We start from the raw sequence: 21,896 nt of genomic DNA on the forward strand, positions 1-21,896 counted from the left end.
ATATGAGAACTTTTATGGTCTTTGATCTTTGTTTTTTCTTTATTGATCTCTAAGCGAATTTACCGGATTTAGACTTGCGGCTTTAATAGTGTGTATACATATGGTGATGCAGGCTAAAGCCATCATAGCCAATGCGCATAAAATGAGTATCCCAAAATGAAAGTGAAAGCGGTAGGAGAAGGTGTTGAGCCATTCGCTAGAAATATACCATGCAATAGGTAGCCCTAACAGTAAGGATAAAGCTACAATGCGAAGGAAATCTTTGGATAATAATAAGACAAGATTCCATATTGTACTTCCTAATACTTTTCGGATGCCGATTTCTCTAACGCGTGCACTGATAGCGACAAGAGCTGCAGCAAAAAGCCCCATACAGGCTATGATGACTGCAATTATTCCACCTGCGCTTATAATTTTCATCATTTGCTGTTCTTGTTCATACATGCGATCCGTATTTTCATCGAGATAGGAAGCATCGTTTTTGTAATCCGTATAGATCGTTTTCCATATGCTTTCTACCTCTTTCAAAGATTGTACAAGGTTGGTGGATTTGACACGGACGAGGATATATTTGATATCAAACCCAAGGTTTGGATCTATAAATAACGATAGCGGCTGTATACCTTGTCTCAGGTCTTTGAAATTGTAATCTTTAACGACACCAATAACCGTCATTTGCTTATCAAATAAAGGAAGGGGCTTGTTGAGAATATTTTCTACTCCACCTAGTTGCGCTGCCATCTTTTCGTTGATAACTAGGGCCGTTGAATCCGCAGCTCTTTCTGTTGAAAAACCTCGGCCTGCAATCAATGGAATATCTAAGGTACTGAAATAGTCGAAATCTACACGTTGCCAGTTGGTGGTAAATCCTTTACCTTGATAATCAAAACCCAACTGCGAAGTTGATTGGCTACCGTCCCGACCTAACCCAAGGTTGATGTCGGATGCTGTAACTCGGGTAACCAGGGGATTAGATGAAACCGCTAAACGCATTTTTTGTAGGGCTTGATTTGCATCTATCTTTGGGCCAATCGGGATGCTAATGACTTGTTGTTTTTCAAATCCCAATGGCATTTGTTTAATATGGTTGATTTGCAAAACGACGACAACACTACACACCACGAGCACGATTGCAATTGTAAATTGAATCAGTGGCAATATCTTTTGTATGCTCCAACGGGTGCGGATATCCGATTTACCTTTTACAAGTGTAGAAATGCTTTGTCGCGTGATGCGTAAAGCTGGATAGCCGCCTGCAATAAAACTGATAATCAAAAATGAAAGACTAATTGTCATTAAGTGTGTCCAGGAAAATAAGTCGTCTAATTTTAATCGGTAATGGGTATTGGCGTTGTAAAATGGTATAAGTACCCACGCTAATATCAAACCCAAAATCAATGATACTGTACAAAATATGAGTGTTTCAAGCCACAGTTGTAAACTAATCTGTATGGATGTACCTCCCAGGGTTTTTTTTATAGCTACTTCTTGGCTGCGGGAAATGGCTGTTACTAATTGGATGTTTACAAAATTACTGACTGAGATTATTAATATGAGCAGGGCCAATCCTAACAGTAGTTTGGGAAGGAGAGGGTTAGTGGTATTTCCTATTTGCAAATCATTGAGGTGATAGTTTTGAAAGGGAACCAATGATAGGGAAAGGTAACTTCCATCTTTGTTGGGGCTAGCACCATCTCTTTTTAGCTTGGCGATGTCCGCTGCAAAATATTTCTCTGTCAAAGGTTTTACGGCTTGTTCGAATTTTTTGACATCTATTTTATTAGCACTACTTAATACAAATACACTATGGTTTTTATTGGACCAACTGTTTTTATCGAAGGCATTGGGAAATTGTTCAAAGGAGAGTAAGGATTGAAATTTCAGACTCGAATTCGAGGGAGGATCTTTTACAATAGCGGAGATCTGCATGTTTTGCCATTTGCCTGCGATGTTGACTTCGACTTGTTGACCTATTAAAGAATTACTGCTTGCTCCAAAAAGACTCTTAGCAGTAGATTGTGAAAGAACAATGTTGTTTTTTTCATCTAATGCATGCTTATTCCCTGCTAGCATCTCGAAAGTAAATATCGAGAAAAAGTCAGGATCGACATATCGTGTACCGATGCTAATCTCTTTATGATTTGCTTTGAGAACCAAGCCGCCATTTCCCATGCGGCTAGCTTTTTCGATATATGAGAGTTCTTGTTTTAAGGTTGGTGCCAATGGAACAGGCATGGGGTCACTTATCCGTTGGTTATTATTCTCTTGCGCTTCAAAATAAAGAGCTCCAATACGACTGCTATTTTGATGAAAATTATCAAATGATAGTTCAAAACTAGCGGATAAGAATAGGATTACACCTACGGCAAAAGCCAGCGTGAGACTACTGATTTGGATGAAGGTCTGTAGTTTACGTTTTCTTATATTTCTCCAGGTGCTAAAAATGACATTTTTCATCAAGACTTAATTTATATACATGTATACTTAGGATATTTACGATCCTATGACTGTCCTAAATATTTAATCAACTAATAAACCGTTTTTGTAAAGTGTTGTTTTTTAGTCTTTTGTTGTTTTTTTGTTATGCCTTGTATTGTTCGATTTCGGACAGTGATTGTACATTTATGGACAATAATATTTTCAGTGAATAAATTTGACAGTTATCACAAATGCAACTATTTTTTCTTTGGTCTTTAAGTAGCCTGAACAAAATGCCTCAAATCTCTAACTGCTGACAGCAAAGGCACTGGTTATTATCATGTTCTATCTTGCTTTAATAATAAATGAGAATATATCCTATCTTAAGAGAGATATTACAGAGGGGTTATAGTGTTTTACCTCTATGAACCCTCTATAAACTCTCTATTATAGCTCAATAATATCACTGTGAATATATAACTAATAATAAGACTGTTCAGAACCTGTCATAAAGGAGATAAAATGCTTGTACATTGATAAGTAATCAAGTTCTACTACCTCTGACTAGTCGGTAAATGTGTAGATAAAGCAATGATTGTCAAAACAACTAAATTTTCGTTCCAACTTAATTCGCAACGAGCGTTTGAGCGAATGCATCCTTGAATGGAGAAAGCTAAAAACTTTTCCAATCATTGCGCATTACGAGTTAAAATGAAAGATTTTAAATTCAATAGACTAGAGTTTCGATAATCAGGTCAAACTCTTAGTTCAGCTTTGCTTCTGCGACTCAATTAATCAGAGCGCAGAAGCAAAGCGATAAAGGATCTTTTAGAGCGCCCTTTTTTGTGACTTTGGTCAGGTTTAATATTTGAAAAGAAGCTTATTTCTCCTCTTGTAGAAGCAGACCCTCACAAAGTGTGTTCATCATTTCACACGGGTTGGTATCGATAGCTAGGGCGATTAGGTACATTTCGTCGAGACGTAGTTTGGAGGTATCAGTCATTGTTAGTTCATTTATTCTCGCTTTACTGAGTCCTGTCTTACGGGCGATCATCGATTTATTCACAGATTTTTTTGCTAAGTATTCACCAAGTCTAGTCATGCTATTTTGCGTTTATCTATCAACATGTATAGATAAATATATAAAATGTATGGATTAGTTTAATAGATTTTTTTTGATATTGATTGTTTTTTTTGTCCTTTTGTATTGATAAACTATGTAAATATCATCTTTGCAAATTTTTATTCTTGAACCTACGACTTATTTATTATGATAATTTCCTATTTAAAGTCAAGAGATACGGATCCTCCTGAAGTACTTCCGCTAATTTTTTTACCACCGCCATTAATTGTTCCTTTTGCAAATGTCTTTTTAGAAGTACCACTAAAGTTGGCTGAGGAAGGTAGGGTAACACGTGAACCGTTGAGATCTACGTTATAGCTTCCTTGTGGAACATTGATTCTTACACTTCCACCGGCAGTAGAGAGTGCAATATTATCGGATACATTTTGCATATCCATGGTAATACTACCCCCGCTGGTTTGTCCTTGGATAGAACCTGACAGTTTTTTACCGTTGATAGAGCCTCCGCTAGTAGAGATCGCAATTTTACCAGTAACCTGGTCTAGATTGATAGAACCACCTGAGGTTGTCAATTGAATTGTTCCGTCACAATCCGTCGCGTTAATACTACCTCCAGCAGTCTGACCATTAATCTGCCCAGATATTGTTTTTAAATTTAAACTACCTCCCGAAGTCTGAAAGTTTTGCACTCCATTGAGTGCATTCAGGTTAATGCTTCCTCCAGCGGTTTGGAGATTGGTATTGATATTTTGAGGGACAACAACATGGAAAGCTACTGATAGGGGATTGTTCCCACGCTGTCCATTTTTTCGTTTAGCAGAAGCGCTTAGCTTTCCTGCTTGTAATTCGATGTTGACATCAAAATGTTCTCGTAATAATGCTTCTAGATTATCGGAGGAACTAAGACGGGCGCCATTTCGAGATACCCAGACCTCTACCGAGGCCGAGCCTGTTTTCGTTCCGTCGACTTTTATTTGTCCGCCAGAGGTATTAACGACCAGCTCTTTTATTTTATTGAGGTCAAAAGTCTCTTTTTTTACCATTTGTTGACCGATAGCGTGATTTACGATAAAAAGTAATACGAATGTCTTGATTAGGTTATTCATGTGTTTATATTTAAGATTTTAAAAAATATGTTTATTCATTTCTTAGGCTGTCTACTGGATTGGCTCTAGCAGCAAGCAGCGTTTTAGATAGGAGTACAAATGTGGCTATTGTTAATAGGCCGACAGCAGAAACTACGAATATCCACCAACTAATTGTGGTTTTGTAAGCAAAATTATCTAACCATTTATTCATAACATACCAGGCTATTGGAAAAGCGATCATACAAGCGACTAAAACTAAGCTGAGTAGGTTTTTTAATAATAGAAAGACGATTTGCACAACAGAAGCTCCCAATACCTTTCGGATGCCGATTTCTTTGGTACGTTGGTTGGCGGTAAATATAGCGAGCCCAAAAAGACCTAATCCAGCTATTAAGACGGATAGTATGACTGACCACCGCAGCAATTGAGATAATTGTTGTTCTTTTTTATAAAAGCTTTCCACGGTCTGATCGAGAAAAGTATAATCAAATTCATCATCGGGAAAAATGGACTTAAATGCCGTCTTCATTTTATCCAGGGCTACTTTCCAATTTTCGGGATGTATTGGATCTAGAGCGATATGCATGACATATCCGTCTTTAGTTCCCCAATACATCATTGGAGCTATTTCGTTGTGGATAGATGCAATGTTAAAATTCTGCAGTACACCGACTATTTTTTTATCTCCATTATTAAAAGTTCTACCCAATGCTTCTTCTGCTGATTGAACATGAAGTAATGAGAGCGCTTTCTCATTGATTAACATCTCGCTGGTTGAATCTAATAGACGAATATTGCGACCAGCAATAAGCTTTAGATTGTATACATCGATATAATTTTCATCGCCATTGCGCGCGTCCATAGTTATATTTTCGGAACCATTTACTCCATCATATCCTAGCGTGGAAGTCATTGTGCCGGAAAATGCGGGGGACTGGTTACCAAAACTTACTGCTTCTATTTCGGGAATGTCGTTCAGTTTAGTTTTCAGTAGTCGACCTTTCTCTGCGTTTCGAAAGCTTCCAGGAATATAAAAGTTTACAATGGCCTCTTTTTTAAAGCCCATATCTTTGTGGGTAGCAAAGTTGATTTGTTTTACGACGACAAGTACACAGATTAAAAAAAGTTGTGCTAACACAAACTGAAACACCGTAAGGCTTTTCCGTACCCATACACTTCGGGATAGGTTTGTATTTTTTGAGGCTTGATTTTTTAGAGCGAAAGCAGGAGAATACCCCGTTAGTATCCATGCTGGATAAAATCCGGCTAAGAGGGTTACGACAAGAAGTTGAACCAACAGAAAAATGCTGATGTCGAATTGGGGCATGTTGGTCCATTTCAGTCCTTGGGGGATGAATCCTTCAAAAGCATGTAGCAGGAGTGGTAAGAGCAGAAGTGCAAAGATGGTTGCTATAAGTGCGATGACCAAAGTCTCAGTGAGGAATTGTAATGCAAGTCTTAGCTTTGAACTGCCTAAAGTCTTGCGTATTCCGACCTCTTTTGCACGCTCGATAGATTGCGCTGTTGATAGATTGACAAAATTTATAATACCTAATGTAAGAAGAAATGTAGCTAGTAATATAAGATTTCGTATAGTATCTGACTTGACGACATTGTAATTAAAATCGGTGTTGAAGTGAACATCGGATAAAGGCTGAAGTGTAAAAGTACCCGCTTGCCAACCGTTTTCCTCTTTTGGTTTATGTTTGTCCAGGATCTGTCTGATCTCGGATTCGATAGTGGATGCAGCTGTTCCCGAATTTACTAAGGCAAGGCATTGGTAAGCATCTGTATAGTTATTCCAAGCATCCCAACTGAATATCTGTTTAAGTGCCGGGTAGACAGGAATGGTTGCGGTTGAAATAAAGCTGTTAAACTTGAAGTCTGAGTTTTGAGCCATCTCCTGAACGACACCTGTTACCGTAAGAATAATTGAATCAGCAAAAACCAGCGTTTTTCCAATCGCTTCAGTCGGGTCTGATTTTGGAAAATAGCGGTTAAAGTTATTATCTGTCAATACGATATTGTTGGGCGCATTTAATGATTTAGCATTGCCTGCTAACCATTGATGTGGATATAGATTGAAATAGTTGCTGTTGGTCAATACTACTCCTGACTCTTTGGGAAAGACTTGGTATTTATCTGTATTGTCCTTATAAATTTTTAATTTACTATTATGGCTGCGGTATAGCGGTACAATTGTTTCGATACCGGTGGACTCATTCTCTAGTGCTCTTACTAATGGGACGAGTATGCCTGGGTTTTTAAATTCGCCATCACTCACGATTCGATATATTCGGTCGCTATTAATTACTTTTTTATCGAAGCTGTAGTCGTATTGAATCAATAGAAATATGACTAATGTAGCACTAATGCCAATGGCTAGGCTTAGAACATTGATTGCAGAAATCAATTTATGCTTACGGATATGTCTTAATGCTGCGTTTAAAAATTCCATTGTCTTAATCTTTTATTTCAAATTATCTATTCATCTCTTAGGCTTTTGATAGGATTTACTATTACAGCTTTAACGGCTAACGTGCTGACGGTGAGTAAGGATGTCAATATAGCTAGTACTCCTGCAAAAACAAAAACTGTCCATGTGATCGTAATGCGATAGGCATAGTTGTCTAGCCAGGTATCCATTAGCAAATAGGCCAGGGGAGCTGCTAGTATAAAACCTATTAGTGTCAATCCAATGTATTCGGCACATAATAGTCTCCATAGGCCGACCCTAGAGGCTCCTAATACCTTTCTTATACTAATTTCTTTTTGACGTTGTTCGGTTAAAAACGCGACCAGTGCATATAATCCTAGACATGAAATTAAAACCGCCAATGCTGCAAAAAGAGTCGTTAGACTCTTGATCATCTCCATGTGTACAAAATGTTTAGCATACTCTTGATCAGTAAATGTGTATTCAAAGACAAGATCTGGATCAATTCGGTTAAATTCTTGTGCAATCTTTTTCAAGGTCTGATCAATCTCTTGATTGTTATTCAAATGCAACGTAATCTTCCGTTTAGGTAAGAAATCAAAAAAATATGCCGTAGGTACAATTGTCTTAAAAGGTGAATCTGATAATGTGTTTTGGATAATGCCAATAATGTGGTAATTGATACCTCCTCTTGTTAGCTGTTTGGCGTCTAAATTTGTAATGCCCATAAATTTGGATGCTGCTTCATTTAGAATAACCCCGGTAGAATCTGTTTTGAAATCTCTTGAGAAATTTCTCCCTTTCAGAAAATTCCATTGTACTGTTTGTGCGAAATTTTCGTCAACGGTAAAAATTCCCATGATGGAGCCCTCATCTGTGTCATTACCTGGCCACGTAAAGCCACCACCACTTAATGAAAGTTGGTTGATTGAACTTGAAGAAAGTGAGGCATCTTGAATTAAGCGTTGATCAATCAGTGATTTTCTAAGCATGTCAAAATTATTGACAATAGATTCGCTACTGCTGTTGATGTTTACTAGGTCTGAACTTCTGTAACCAATGGGTCTATCTTTTGTGTGGTGCAATTGTTTAATCACTAGGTAGGTTGCGCTCATCAAAAAGATTGAAATTGCGAATTGAATGACAACCATAATTTTGCGAGCATTCAGTTTGCCTCTACCAATATTCATTTTTCCTTTCAGTGTGATAATAGGGTTGAAGGAAGATAAAAATACAGCAGGATAAACACCCGCTAGGATGCCAAGGAGCAGTATTGTTAGTATTGCGTACACATAGAATTGGGGGCTGTAAAAAGGCATGTATAAGCGACTATTGGTTATCGTATTTATCCATGGTAGCAACAAAGTGCTAAGTAAGACAGCGATCAGAAATGCACAACATACGGAAACAATTGACTCAACTAAAAAACTGGATATAATCTGCATGCGGTTTACGCCAACGGATTTTAGAATGCCAATTTCTTTTCCTCTTTTTAGACTCCTAGCTGTACTGAGATTTATAAAGTTGATGGTGGCTAGTAGGATAATAAAAATACTGATCCAGGCAAACATCCACACATATTGAATTTGTCCGCCGACATTCTTTCCATTTTTGAATGCATCGAAGAGGTGCCATTTTGACATTGGATGCAATAGGATTTCCGGTTTGATATCCGTGAGTTTTGTGTTAAAAATTGCGGTTAATTTCTGTTCTATTGTAGGAATAAGTTGTGGGTTATCGATTTTACCAAAGATAGTAAAGAAACATTTTGACCAGCTTTCTTCTGCCCCTTCATTTTTATGGAGATAATCTATAAAGGGCAATATATAGTCGAGCCCACTAAAGGTACTGTTTTCGGGAATATCCTTGAATATCCCTCTTACAGTATACTGTTCTTTTCCGTTGATCTGTAGGGTATTGCCAATTATATTGTTGTTGTTAAATAGTCGTTGTGCTAACGACTCTGAAATAATAATTGAAGATGCATCGGTAGGAGTGACTATGTCACCCTGTATTGGTACAAATGAAAAAAGCTTAGTAAATTCTCCCATTGCATAGAAACCAGTTGCCTTAAGCTTCTTGTCATTAAACTTAAGATTACTGCTCTCTGTATTTGTAATCAGAGTTACATCCTGGATTTCGTTAGCAAAATCAGAGATCATGACCTTTGCTAGAGGGATCGGAGAAGAGGTCCCATAGGTGGACTTTTCATCATTGAAAGTTCCTGTTAGCATGACTTGATAGGCGCTATTGTAATTGGTGTAGTGATTGTTGAATGAAGATTGTTTCTGAATCCAAAGCGTACATATTATAGCAACCATAAATCCTAGAGCTAAACCAATGATATTAATAGCGGTATTTAATGGATTACGTTTTAAATTTCGTAAGGCTGTTCTCAAGAATAACTTTAACATGATTGTTTTTGTTTTATGTCTTTTGTCTCGATTCAGATTATTCGTCTCTAAGCGTTTTAACGGGATTGCTTAGCGCGGCCCTGATTGCTAATGTGCTGATCGTGATAAGTGCAAGTGCAACAGCTAGCGCCCCCGCCATAATAAAAGTCCCTAGCGATATATCGACTCGGTGTACAAAGCTATCCAACCATTTGTTCATAAGCCACCATGCAATTGGAGAAGCTATTAGTATAGCAAGAATCACTAACTTTAGGAAGTCTTTTGATAGCATCGAAACTATGCCCGCTACTGAAGCGCCTAACACTTTACGGATGCCTACTTCTTTTTGTCTTTGTGTCGTGGAGAAGGATACTAATCCGAAAAGACCTAGACAAGCGATAAAAATGGCTAATCCGGAAAAAAGTCCTGTTAGGTTCGCTGTACGTTTTTGACTAGCAAATTTTTTAGCATACTCTTGATCCACAAAATGGAGATCAGTTGGGAAATCTGGATTGTATTTTTTTAGTATAAGTTCGACGTTGGCGATGTTAGAGGCTAGACTTCTTGATGGGTTCAGTCGAATGTGTACATAGTCCGACCAGTTAGGTCCTTGGATCAACATAGGTGCGATATCGTCATAAGGAGATTGCCATACAAAATCCTGAATAATACCAACTACATTCAATGTCTTTTCGTAAGGTGTACCTTTTGCGGCTATTATCTGAACGCCAATTGGATCAGATAGTCCCATGCGATTTACCGCCGCTTCGTTTAGTAATACTGCCGTAGAATCGGAAGGGTGTTTATTAATATCAATATCTCTTCCCCGTAGCAGACGTATTCCCATCGTTTTGATAAAATCCCGATCGACATTCATGTTATTGAATACGACATCATAATCTTCAGGTTTAGAATTAGGCCAAGCATATCCCCAGCTATTACTACCATATCGACTGATGCGCCCCCATGATTTCGTAACACTGCTTGCAATGTCTTGTTGAATTAGCTCATTTCTTAATGCTTCGTAGTTGTTATCTAGACGCCCCTCTAAAGGAAAGTATACCAAGTTACTTTGGTCATAACCACTTTTACGGTCCTGACCGTAACGTATTTGCTGACTAATAATAAAAGTGCAGATCCCTAAGCAGATTGATATGACAAACTGTAGGATCACCAGAATCTGTCGGGGTTTTAATCCGGATCTCGAAGCGGACACATTACCTTTAAGGGTTTTTGTCGGTTCGAAAGAAGATAAAACAAATGCGGGGTATATACCTGCACCTATAGCGGATACGATTAAAAATAGAATAAACAGCCCCCAAAAGAAAAGAGACTGATCATTGATGGAGATATTTCCTTGGATAATGCTGTTGAATATCGGTAGAGCGAGTACAATTAGCGAAAGCGCAACGATACCAGCGAAAAGTGTAATAATAATTGACTCTAATAGGAATTGTTGGATTAGTGATTTTTTAGATGCACCAACGACTTTGCGCACACCAACTTCTTTTGCACTTCGCTCTGCGCCAGCTGTGCTTAGATTGATAAAGTTGATGCAAGCTATGAGAAGTATGAATAACCCGATGAGGGAAAACATCCTTAGGGTGACCATATTGCCTTCAACCATGTGTCCGTTGACGGATTTATTGTACAGATGCCAACGGCTCGCCGGATAAAGGTAAATACTGGCCTTGGTCTCTCCGTTGGTATGGTTTGTAACTAATTTTTCAACCTTATTATTGAACGTTGTTAGATCGATACCCTCCTTTAGAGATACATAGGTCTGATGGTTATAAGCGGTCCATGAATCGCTAAATGTTTGTCCCGTTTTCGAAAGATAGTTCCATGAACAGAAAAAATCAACTCCTTCAAATTTAGAATTATGGGGGATATCTTGGATAACAGCTTCTACGATCAGAGATGTTATGGTATCCAGTTCTAAATGTCTGCCAATGACATCAAGAGAGCCGAACAGTTTTTTAGCCATAGAAGCTGTTAGTACAATAGCATCTGGGCGGTCGATCGGCGTTAGCTTATTTCCATTAATGAATTGAAAGTCAAAAAGGTTAAAAAATGCCGCATCGCTCGCGATACCTGTTGCTTTAAAGCCGGATGTAGCATCTGTATGGATGCGATGATCTATATTCCATACTCGAGCCATATGCTCAATTTCTGGATGTTCTTCTTTTAGAATGGGACCGAGAACAGCCGGTGTGCCCCCCCATGTGTGCTGCTCTCCATCGAAGGCATCGCGGGTATAGACTTGGTAGAGCCGATCAGTTATGGTGTAAAAACGGTCATATTTTAATTCTGAATTGACCCAGAGTGCAATGATTAGGGTTACACTTATGCCCAGTGCCAAACCTAATATATTGATGAGGGAATATACTTTGTTTTTCCAAAGTTTTCGCCAGGCTATTTTGATGTAATTCTTTATCATGTTTATACTTGTTTTATGCAGCCAATAAATTATTCATCCTTCAAACTATCGACCGGATTTGTTCTGGCGGCTTTTAATGCTTGATATCCTACTGTTAATAAGGCAATGACGATTGCGAATAGACCTGCAACAGCGAATGACCACCAAGGAATATTTACTCTATCGTTAAAATCTTGTAGCCAACGGGAAAATAACCACCAAGCTATTGGCGTAGAGATAAGGAAGGCAACGAGAATCAAACCTAAAAAATGGGTCGACAATAACCTTATGATTTTATAAAGATTGGCCCCTAATACTTTTCGAATGCCGATTTCTTTTTTACGCTGCTCTGCCGTGAAAGCTGCCAATCCAAATAGACCTAAACAGGCGATAAAAATGGTCAACAATGAGAATGTTGTAATAATCTTGTTCGTTCGGTTCTCTATGGTATAGTAACTTTTAATATGTTCATCCAAAAATTGATAATCAAAAGCCGCATCGGGTAATTGTTGTTCAAATATTCTTTGTATTTGAGCAACATAGGCTGTCGTGGTCGTGGTGTTATAGCGGACAAGAAAATACCTATAGCCTTCGTTGGGTTTTTGCATATGGTAATACATATACCCTCCAATGTTTTCCTTTAAACTGGCAAAGTTGAAATTTCGAACTACTCCTGTAATAATAGAATTTGTGGACATTTCTGTTGTGATACGTTGACCTACAGCGTCGGCTGGATTGTCATAGCCCAAATAGGATGATACCACTTCATTCACCAATACATAACAGGCATCGTCTTTTTCTGCTATATCTTTAGGGAGATCTTTTCCCGCAAGGAGGTGTAGTTTAAGAGTTGGTACGATAGCACCTTGACTACTGGAAGAAAGTGTCGGTAGACCTTCTTTGTTATTTCCTGGTCGATATACACTTTTTCCACTTTCTCCAAATCCGGGATAAGTCTGTACCGTAGAAATACTTTCTGTACCAGCTAGGCTTAAAACAGATTGTTTGATACTGTTCAATTTTTCTAGATTATTGATCGATCGAATAGGGAGCACCAAGATATTAGAGGACTGATATCCTAGGTCTTTTTCTGAAACATGACGCATTTGTAACGAGATGATTACCACACCGATTATCAATACAATAGAACATGTGAATTGGAATACCACTAAACCTTTACGAAGGATCTGTGCAATTCTACTTTGTACAACGATATTCTTCATTAATGACAGACTTGATATACTAGCCATCATTGATGCAGGATAGCTACCTCCCACCAAAGTGATTAGGAGCCACACTACGAATAATATCCCCATGTTTTCTATGCTAAATAGTACTGTTGTACTTACTTCAGTTCCAATAATGGTATTAAATGCCGGCAAAGCAAGAACGGCTAACCCCAACCCCAACAGAATAGAAAAGAAAGAAATGATAGCCGTTTCGAGGTAAAAGCGAAGTTTAATGTGACTACGATTGGCCCCCAACACCTTGTTTATCCCTACCTCTTTCGCATTTTTTTGCGAGCGAGCTGTGGCTAGGTTCATATAATTGATACAGGCAATGAATATGATGAGCGCAGAGAGTATTAATACCGTGCGTACGGTGTGGATACTTCCTTGTCTTGGCGATAAGTTATCCCGCAAGTCCTGTGAGTGTAGATGGATTTTTGATAGAGGCTGTAGATGGAAACGCGTATAGTACTGATTGTCCTTTGGAACATACTTGTCTATAAGAGCTGTTGCTTTTTTTTCAATGTCTACAGGATCGCTATTCGTGTTTAGCAGGCAAAAGGTATTGTAGCTGGCATTAGCCCAGTAGACGTTTTTCCCCATCCAAGAGTCCATGATATCTAATAGGATGTCTCCGACGAAAGAGCTATTTTCAGGCAGGTCCTGAAAAACACCCGATACGGTAAAAGTATCCCGTTGATTTATGATGAGCTGTTTATTTAGTGCCAGCTGATCGCCAAACATTTTATCTTTCTTGCTAACAGAGATAACTACACTTTTGGGATTCTGAAAGGCATTTGTGCTATTCCCTTCGGTAAACTTTATGTCTAACAGGTCAAAAAATGAAGAGTCTGTCAGGAAAATGTTCTTTTCGACAAAATTGTTGTTGTTCGCGCGTATCGAACCATAACCCGTGAAGTCTAAAGATACCAGTCGAGCAAAACCTTTTACCTCGGGTATGTCGCTCAACATTGCTGGACCTACAGCATTGGGTAGACTACTCCATTTTTCGTAATTGTACTCAGCTGTGGTTTCCATGAGTACCCGGTAGATATTATCTTTTTGCTTAAACTGTTTGTCGAAACTCAATTGCTGACGGCCATATGTACTTAGCAGAATAGCGACAGCTAAACTAACAGCAAGACCGAGTATATTTAATAGGCTAAAAAATCTATTTTTTAGTAGGTTTCTCCAAGCTATCTTGATATAGTTTCTTATCATAATTTCTTACAGGTGTTAAACAATCGGAAAATTATTCGTTCCTAAGGTTGTCTGTGATATTTGTTCTTGAAACTCTTAAAATGTGAATGCAAATGGTAATAGCTAAGTATAATCTAAGGCTTTTGAAAAGTTAATTAAGTCGTTGCGGATTCCAATATCACCTGTCCATCCAGCATTCGTATCACGCGGTCAGCAAATTTTGCATCGTGTTCGGAGTGTGTTACCATTACGATTGTTGTTCCAGTCTCGTTAAGTTCAGTAAGTAATTGCATCACCTCGTTACCATTGCTCGAATCCAGATTACCAGTGGGCTCATCAGCAAGAATTAACTTAGGATTGTTCACTACAGCTCTGGCTACGGCGACACGCTGTTGCTGACCTCCTGAAAGTTGTTGTGGAAAATGGTTGCGTCGGTGCATAATCTGTACTTTTTCGAGAACTTCTTCTACACGTCGTTTGCGCTCGGCTGCTGGGACATTGGTATATACCAGAGGAAGCTCGACGTTTTCAAATACAGTAAGTTCGTCTATTAGGTTAAAACTTTGGAATACAAAACCAATATTGTGTTTTCGAAGATTGGAACGATTGTTCTCTTTGAATTTGGCGACTTCGGTGCCGTTAAAGAGATAACTGCCTTCATCTAAATCATCAAGAAGTCCAACTATGTTGAGTAATGTTGATTTGCCACACCCCGATGGTCCCATAACAGCGACAAACTCACCTTCTTTGACATGGATGTTTACGTTGTTTAATGCAACTGTTTCGACCTCTTCGGTGCGGTAATACTTTTGTAGGTTCGTTATTTTTATCATGGTATTTCTTTATTTCAAATGCGTATAATTTGTTCTTTAATTGTCATTAACTCGTCCCGACTGGTCGGGATGGAATATCCAAATTACAGTCATAGGTGTTTGTGCAGTTACTGCTACATGGATATTTCAAATGATTAACTCTGTTTTTTTCATAGGCGAATGTTATTCGTTTCTGAGCACTTTCGTAGGGTTGCTAGTCGCAGCTCTTAATGCTTGGGTACTGATCGTGAATAGAGCGATCAGTAAAGCCAATCCTGCAACCAATAGGAAGATCATCCAAGGCATATCCATGTGATAATTATAGCCAGTCAACCAATCTTGCATAAACCACCAGGCAATAGGGAAGGCAATTAAACAAGATACGCCAACCAATATCAGGAATTCGGTGTTCAACATTTTTACTAAATTCCCCACAGAGGCACCTAATACCTTACGAATACTGACTTCTCTAGCTCTTTGTTCGGCAGAAAATGCCGCTAATCCTAATAAACCCAGACACGAAATAATTATAGCAAGAATCGCGAATAAACTTGCTAGTTTCTGAAGCATCATTTCAGACCAGAAATAATTATTAAAGGATTCATCTAAGAAGGAATAATTGAATGGAAAATCAGGATTGTATTTTTTTACAACATCTTCAATTTGTTTTAATGCGTTTTGAAAATCTACCTCGGATTTGGTTTTGATATTGAGCACACCATTGGAGCGCCCAAAAGTCTGACCCAGAGCCAACGGGGCTAACACCAAAGGTTCGGCATTTCCATAAATATCATTATATACATAATTTTTGATCACGCCCGCAATAGTATAGGGATCTCCATGGAATTTAATGGACTTTCCCGCAACCAGACCGTCAGGTTGAATCAATTTGGCCATACTTTCATTGATCAAGACCGAACTGCTATCACCTAAAAAGCCTGTTCTGAAATTCCTGCCATCCAGAAGTTTCATGCTCAGTGCTTCTACAAAGTCCGGATCTACAAAGGAATAGCCAATCAATATAGATGATTTAGGATCTTTGCCATCCCATTCAAAGTCCCCAGTATTTGATCCTACATTCAGCACGTTATTTTGACTCAAACCGATTACTTCTATATTTCCTGTAGCCTTTAGTTGTTGTTTGATAACGTCGATATGCTTATACATTTCGCCTTGAACATCAGTCATAATAACCTGACTCCTGTCGAAACCTAGATCTCTGTTTTTGGCGTGTTGAATCTGAAGATAGACAATTGATGTACAGATCATCAAAATAATAGCTGCGGTAAATTGAGTGACAACAAGTCCTTTTCGGATAATATTGCTTGTACCGATTTTCCGTTTTCCTCCTTTTAGGACAGTTAATGGATCGAATGAGGATAAGAAGAATGCAGGATAACTTCCTGAAATAATTCCAACGGCTAAAATAATAATAGAGATAAAGCCTATATGTTGCCAGTTACCGATATTAATCGAAAGCTCCTTAGCCACCGTCGTATTAAAAGCAGGTAATCCTAATTTTACCAATCCTATGCCTAAAATACCGGCAATAAAGGCATAAACAATAGACTCACCTAAGAACTGATAAATTAATGTTTTTTTCTTAGCTCCTACAATTTTACGCATGCTCACCTCTTTAGCTCTTTTCTCCGATCTTGCCGTAGAAAGATTCATAAAGTTAATGCATGCAATCAACAGAACTAGCCAGGCTATAGAAGTGAACAAACGAATATTCTTAATCCTTCCGTCCTGTTCAACCCCTTGTTTGAATTGATTATACATTCTCCATCTTTCCATTGGATAAAGGAAATTCTCAGAGGAATATTCCTTGGTATTTAGCTTGTCTTCGATGTAATGTTTCAAATTGGTGTTTACAGTGCTAATGTCTGCGGTAGGACGCAATTGAACTAAGGTCATGACATTATTACTTCCCCAATTATCATATCCATAATTAGGATTTGCTGAAATTAATTTTTCAATATTAATTAACCAATTATATCGAAAATTTGAGCTTTTAGGAAAATCTTTAGTTACAGCGGATACCGTATAAACGTCTTTATTGTCAAGTTTCACAGTTTTTCCAATGACATCAGTCGTGTTGAATAGCTTTTCTGCAGCAGATTCACTTAAAACAATTTTGGTAGGATCGTTCAATGCAGATTTGGAATTACCTTTAATGAATTCAGGCGCAAAAATCGATAGTATTTCGGGGTCAGCGTAATAACCAAATTGATAAATCATTTTCTCTCCAACTTTAAACAAGGTATTATTGCCAAAGTTCATTCTTCCAGCATACAGTACTTCTGGAAACTCTCTTTGGAATTCCTTCGCAAAGAGAGCAGGGGTTGCTTCAAACACATTGATGCTACCATCATAAGTTTGTTTTGATTTGGTGATATAGATATCTTTTTTGTTGCTGAAATTATCATTCCAGGAAATCTCATCTTCTACCCAAAGGAATATCAAGGCTGTTACCGCAATCCCAAGTGCAAGACCAAAAATATTCAGGAAACTGTAACCCTTAGTTTTCCAAAGATTCCTGAAAGCCGATGTTATAAAATTCCTTATCATTGTTATCAAATTATCTATATATGTTATTGGTGAATCTCACACCTCTATTTGATGTTTAGTTCCTGTATCTTGTCGTAGGTCTCATAGCTAGAGACAATGACCTTGTCGCCGGATTTTAATCCACTGATCACTTCATAAAATTCGGGGTTTTGCCGCCCCAATTGAATGTCTATACGGTAAGCGGTTGTCCCTGATTTGTCGAGTTTGAAAATCCAGTTCCCCCCAGTCTGTTGATAAAATCCACCTTTGGCAAGTAATAGCGCTTTGGTTTCGTCACTCAACGATAAACGTATTTGTAAAGTCTGTCCTCTTCTAATCGTTTTTGGAGCTTCTCCAAAGAATTCCATATCGACTTGAAAGCGACCATTGGTGACTTGTGTATATACCTTTTTGATTTTTAATTTGTAAGGTGATCCACTTAATACGAATTCGCCTATTTGATCGGTAAAGATCCTGTTGATGTAATGCTCATCTATTTCGGCGCGTACCTTGAAGCCTGTTAATACATCGATTTGACCTAGACGTTCCCCTGCGTTTTTATTTTGTCCGATCTCAGCATCGAAAGATGTTAGCTGACCGTCAACCGGAGCCCTTAGTATAAGGTCGCCTACTTTACGACGCATAAGCTCTAATGCGCTTTGTGTACGTTGATAAGTCTCCTGATCCTGTCTGCTCTTTTGGTTTGTCGAGATCGAGTCTTGTCGTAAGATTTGTTTGGTCAAGGCTACTCTTTCTTTTTGGTAGTTGTATTCATTTTTTGATTTTTCAAATTCCTGAGATCCTATCGCCTTCTCTGCATATAATTTTTTGTTAAGGTTGTAGACTCTGGCAGATTCACGGAATGCTTGTTCAACATCGGCCATTTGGTTTCGATTGTTTATCGATACCTGTTCCGCGTTGGTGCGAGCGATTTGTCCTTGGGTAAGTAGATTTAATACTTGTGTTTCTTGCTGAACTAAGCTAAGTTCTTGATCTGTGTTTGATAACTTCATGATAGCATCTCCTTTTTTCAGGATCGCACCATCTTCAACATATTTTTCTTCTACGCGTCCTCCCACAGATGCATCTAAATAGATGCTGCTGATAGGCAATACTGTGCCGTTGATAGGGATGAACTCCTGAAAGGTCCCCTCTTTTACTTCAACAATGCTGATGCGGTCGGCTTCTACATTGAGACGGCTATTTCCACTGGTGAAATAATAACTGGCACCTATTAGGGCGATAACACTGATGATTCCCACTAATGTAAGAATACGCTTTGTGTTCCATTTCTTTTGTTGTATTGGTCTGTCCATTAAGTAAAGTAAAAATCAATTTTTATGAAGTTCTATTTGTTAGATAGTTATCACGCTGTATGCTTATTCAATCTTGTGCCATTTTTGTAAGTGGTTGTTTTGTAGCTGTTTAGTTGTTGTGTTTGTTTTTTCGTGTTCGTATTCGAACACTTGTTGTTCGTCAGTGAACACTTGGGTGTGATTTTCATTTATACAGAGCTGTTTTATAGTTGTTTATGATTTTGGCACGTGCTGTGAATGGGCTGTTGTAATTTTAATCATTCGAAATGAAGTCTATTGTCGGAATTATTGTTTTGTTTACTGTTTGTTTTACGTCGGTCAAAGGACAGATGGGGAGTCTGTCCCTGACCGACTGTATTGATTTGGCTTTGAAGCGAAATCCCCGTTTGCAACAATCTGAGTTAAATCTATCGAAAAATGAAATCTCGCTTAAGCAGGCGAAAAATAATAGACTACCCAGCCTAAATGCGGAGTTAGGACATGGCTATAATGAAGGGCGTAGTGTTAACCCTACAACTAATCAATTTGTGGAACAGAACTATTTTTCGGGGAATCAGTCTTTAAATTTGAATGTTCCTATATTCAACGGTTTTCAGATATTGCATACGGTACGCATGCGTGCAAATGCAAAGGAGGCAGGTAAATTTGAGTTTGACCATGCGATTAATGAGCTTAAGCTCGATGTGTTGGAAGCTTATGTTCAAGTTCTGACCGCAAAAGATATACTGGTACAGACGGAGGGGCAGATGAAAGTAACCGTGGAAAATGTAAACAGAACTGCGGTGTTGCATAAGGAAGGGGCGGTTAACCCAGGAGATTACCATGACCTGCAGGGGCAACTTCGTGCGGATCAGAATGCGGTGCAGGAGAGTAAGAAGCTGTTAAATATCAACAGGCTGAGGCTGGCATCTCTTTTGAATATTCCATTGGATAGTATAAGTGATATCGAGCCTCTTGGGCTGTCTGTGGAAGCTACTGTTAGGTCTAGCGAAGAACTTTATGCGAGTGCTTTGAGTACATTGCCCCAGTACAAGGCTTTTGACTGGCGTATAAAAGAAGCCGAGAATGGTATAAAAGTAGAAAGATCCGCTTATTTTCCGTCGTTAACATTCAGTGGGGGACTTTGGTCGCGTTTCTCCAGTCTAAATGAAAGTAACTATTGGGAACAGATGAATAATTATTTGTCGAAGGGATTTTCTTTAGGACTCAGTGTTCCTATTTTTAATAAGTTCCGTACGCGGAATCAGGTCAAATTAGCGCAGTTGAGTTTGCAGGACGCAATTTTGAATAAAGAGATTGCTAAAAATGCCCTTCGTGAAGAGACTGCTAAGACGGTGTTTAATCTTGAAGCATTACAGGTGAATGTCGTCAATCTTCGTGAACAGGAAAAAAGTTATGCGGAGTCTTTTCGTATCGCACAGGTCCATTTTGATGCTGGAAATAGTAACTCAGTGATTTTCCTAACTGCCAAGAACAAAATGGATAATACTAAAATGCAGTTGTTGATTAAGCAGTATGAAATGATATTGCAAAAATATATCAATGATTATTACGCTGGAACGATAAATTTATAGTTATTTTAGTTCTAATGAAAAAAGCCAGTGTATTAATAGTTGATGATGATCAGGATCTACTGACAGCAGTAAGAATCTTATTGAAACCCTTGGTCAAAGAAGTTCTGGTGGAACGTAATCCAGAGAATTTGCTCAATATTCTATCAAAGCATACAATAGATATTATTATGCTGGATATGAACTTTAAAAGTGCGATTAATACAGGAAATGAGGGGTTGTTTTGGCTGGGAAAGGTTAAAGAACTATACCCTCACATCCGAGTGGTGATGATTACTGCTTATGGAGCGGTAGACTTGGCCGTGCGGTCTCTAAAACTGGGTGCTTTTGATTTTATTGTTAAGCCTTGGCAGAATGAGCAGTTGCTTAGCACATTGGAGTCGGCTTATGGTGAGGTAAAGGAAAAAGGAAAGAAGAAAACAGTGTTGATCCAACGTGACGAAGATGATTTGGTAGGGAGCTCGGGTGTAATGGAGGATTTGCAATATAAAATAGATAAGGTAGCGCCAACGGAAGCTAATATCTTGATTTTGGGAGAGAACGGGACAGGGAAGGATCTTATCGCAAAGGCACTACACAAGCGTTCGCTGCGAGGTACTGGGGCTTACGTAAAGGTCGATGTAGGTGCATTAACGGAAACACTGTTTGAGAGTGAGCTTTTTGGCTATAAAAAGGGCGCATTTACGGATGCTAGGGAAGACCGTTCTGGTCGTTTTGAAGCTGCGCAGAAGGGAACTTTATTTTTAGATGAGATCGGCAACATTAGTTTACATCAACAGGCCAAACTACTTAGTGTGTTACAAAACCGGCAAGTCACACCTTTGGGGTCGTATACTGGGATAGAAATAGATATACGATTGTTGAGCGCTACAAATGTGCCATTAAGGGCATTGGCAGATGAGAGCCGTTTTCGAAAAGATCTTATTTATAGGATTAATACTGTAGAAATTCAAGTGCCTCCTTTACGAGAACGTGGAGAAGATATTATACTTCTGGCTAACCACTTTTTGAGGTTTTATAACAAGAAGTACCACAAAAATATTGAAGGACTGGAAAGAGATGCTTTGCAGAAGTTAAGATCATACCATTTTCCAGGGAATGTTCGGGAATTACAGTATAGCATTGAACGGGCCGTCATTATGAGCGAAAAGCAGAGTATACAAGATAGTGATATACTTTTTTCGCCGATAGAACAAGTGGCTTCGCAAGAGAATGTCCTGGAAAATAATCTTTATGGTAACAGAAGTCTAGAGGAGATGGAGCGTAAAGCTATACAGTCTGCTATTGAACGATTCAATGGTAATATCAGTAAAGCCGCGAAAGAATTGGGATTAACACGAGCTGCATTGTACAGAAGAATGGAAAAATATAATATCTGA

At 38.5% G+C, this 21,896-nt stretch carries 12 protein-coding genes; 2 read left to right on the forward strand and 10 right to left on the reverse strand.

From position 1 onward, the window contains the following. Window positions 1–39: 39 nt before the first annotated feature. From B5X76_RS03325 to B5X76_RS03370, 10 genes are all read right to left on the reverse strand, one after another. Complete coding sequence (locus B5X76_RS03325; RefSeq protein ID WP_079641217.1) at window positions 40–2,457, reverse strand: ABC transporter permease; 2,418 nt, start codon at window positions 2,455–2,457, stop codon at window positions 40–42. Between the two features lie 841 nt (window positions 2,458–3,298). Further along, on the reverse strand, window positions 3,299–3,520 hold the full coding sequence (locus tag B5X76_RS03330; RefSeq protein WP_079641218.1) for a helix-turn-helix domain-containing protein: 222 nt from the start codon (window positions 3,518–3,520) through the stop codon (window positions 3,299–3,301). A 179-nt stretch (window positions 3,521–3,699) separates the two neighbouring features. Then, window positions 3,700–4,608: a DUF4097 family beta strand repeat-containing protein gene (locus B5X76_RS03335; protein WP_079641219.1), complete on the reverse strand. Its 909-nt coding sequence runs from the start codon at window positions 4,606–4,608 to the stop codon at window positions 3,700–3,702. Window positions 4,609–4,639: 31 nt separating this feature from the next. Next, the gene (locus tag B5X76_RS03340; protein ID WP_079641220.1) at window positions 4,640–7,048 is read right to left on the reverse strand and encodes an ABC transporter permease; all 2,409 of its coding nucleotides are present in this window, start codon (window positions 7,046–7,048) and stop codon (window positions 4,640–4,642) included. A 26-nt stretch (window positions 7,049–7,074) separates the two neighbouring features. Then, on the reverse strand, window positions 7,075–9,441 hold the full coding sequence (locus tag B5X76_RS03345) for an ABC transporter permease (protein WP_079641222.1): 2,367 nt from the start codon (window positions 9,439–9,441) through the stop codon (window positions 7,075–7,077). A gap of 37 nt (window positions 9,442–9,478) precedes the next feature. Further along, the gene (locus B5X76_RS03350; protein WP_079641224.1) at window positions 9,479–11,860 is read right to left on the reverse strand and encodes an ABC transporter permease; all 2,382 of its coding nucleotides are present in this window, start codon (window positions 11,858–11,860) and stop codon (window positions 9,479–9,481) included. Window positions 11,861–11,889: 29 nt separating this feature from the next. Beyond that, complete coding sequence (locus B5X76_RS03355; RefSeq protein ID WP_079641226.1) at window positions 11,890–14,289, reverse strand: ABC transporter permease; 2,400 nt, start codon at window positions 14,287–14,289, stop codon at window positions 11,890–11,892. Between the two features lie 134 nt (window positions 14,290–14,423). After that, the gene (locus B5X76_RS03360) at window positions 14,424–15,101 is read right to left on the reverse strand and encodes an ABC transporter ATP-binding protein (RefSeq protein WP_079641228.1); all 678 of its coding nucleotides are present in this window, start codon (window positions 15,099–15,101) and stop codon (window positions 14,424–14,426) included. A gap of 162 nt (window positions 15,102–15,263) precedes the next feature. Further along, window positions 15,264–17,651: an ABC transporter permease gene (locus B5X76_RS03365; protein WP_079641230.1), complete on the reverse strand. Its 2,388-nt coding sequence runs from the start codon at window positions 17,649–17,651 to the stop codon at window positions 15,264–15,266. A gap of 44 nt (window positions 17,652–17,695) precedes the next feature. Continuing rightward, a complete protein-coding gene (locus tag B5X76_RS03370; RefSeq protein ID WP_079641232.1) occupies window positions 17,696–18,946 on the reverse strand; it encodes an efflux RND transporter periplasmic adaptor subunit in 1,251 nt (416 codons plus the stop codon). 266 nt (window positions 18,947–19,212) lie between these two features. Here B5X76_RS03370 and B5X76_RS03375 point away from each other — a divergent pair, with 266 nt between their 5' ends. Then, the gene (locus B5X76_RS03375; RefSeq protein ID WP_079641234.1) at window positions 19,213–20,520 is read left to right on the forward strand and encodes a TolC family protein; all 1,308 of its coding nucleotides are present in this window, start codon (window positions 19,213–19,215) and stop codon (window positions 20,518–20,520) included. Window positions 20,521–20,534: 14 nt separating this feature from the next. Further along, the gene (locus B5X76_RS03380) at window positions 20,535–21,896 is read left to right on the forward strand and encodes a sigma-54-dependent transcriptional regulator (RefSeq protein WP_079641236.1); all 1,362 of its coding nucleotides are present in this window, start codon (window positions 20,535–20,537) and stop codon (window positions 21,894–21,896) included.

Source organism: Sphingobacterium nematocida (assembly GCF_900168125.1).
Taxonomy (GTDB): Bacteria; Bacteroidota; Bacteroidia; order Sphingobacteriales; family Sphingobacteriaceae; genus Sphingobacterium; species Sphingobacterium nematocida.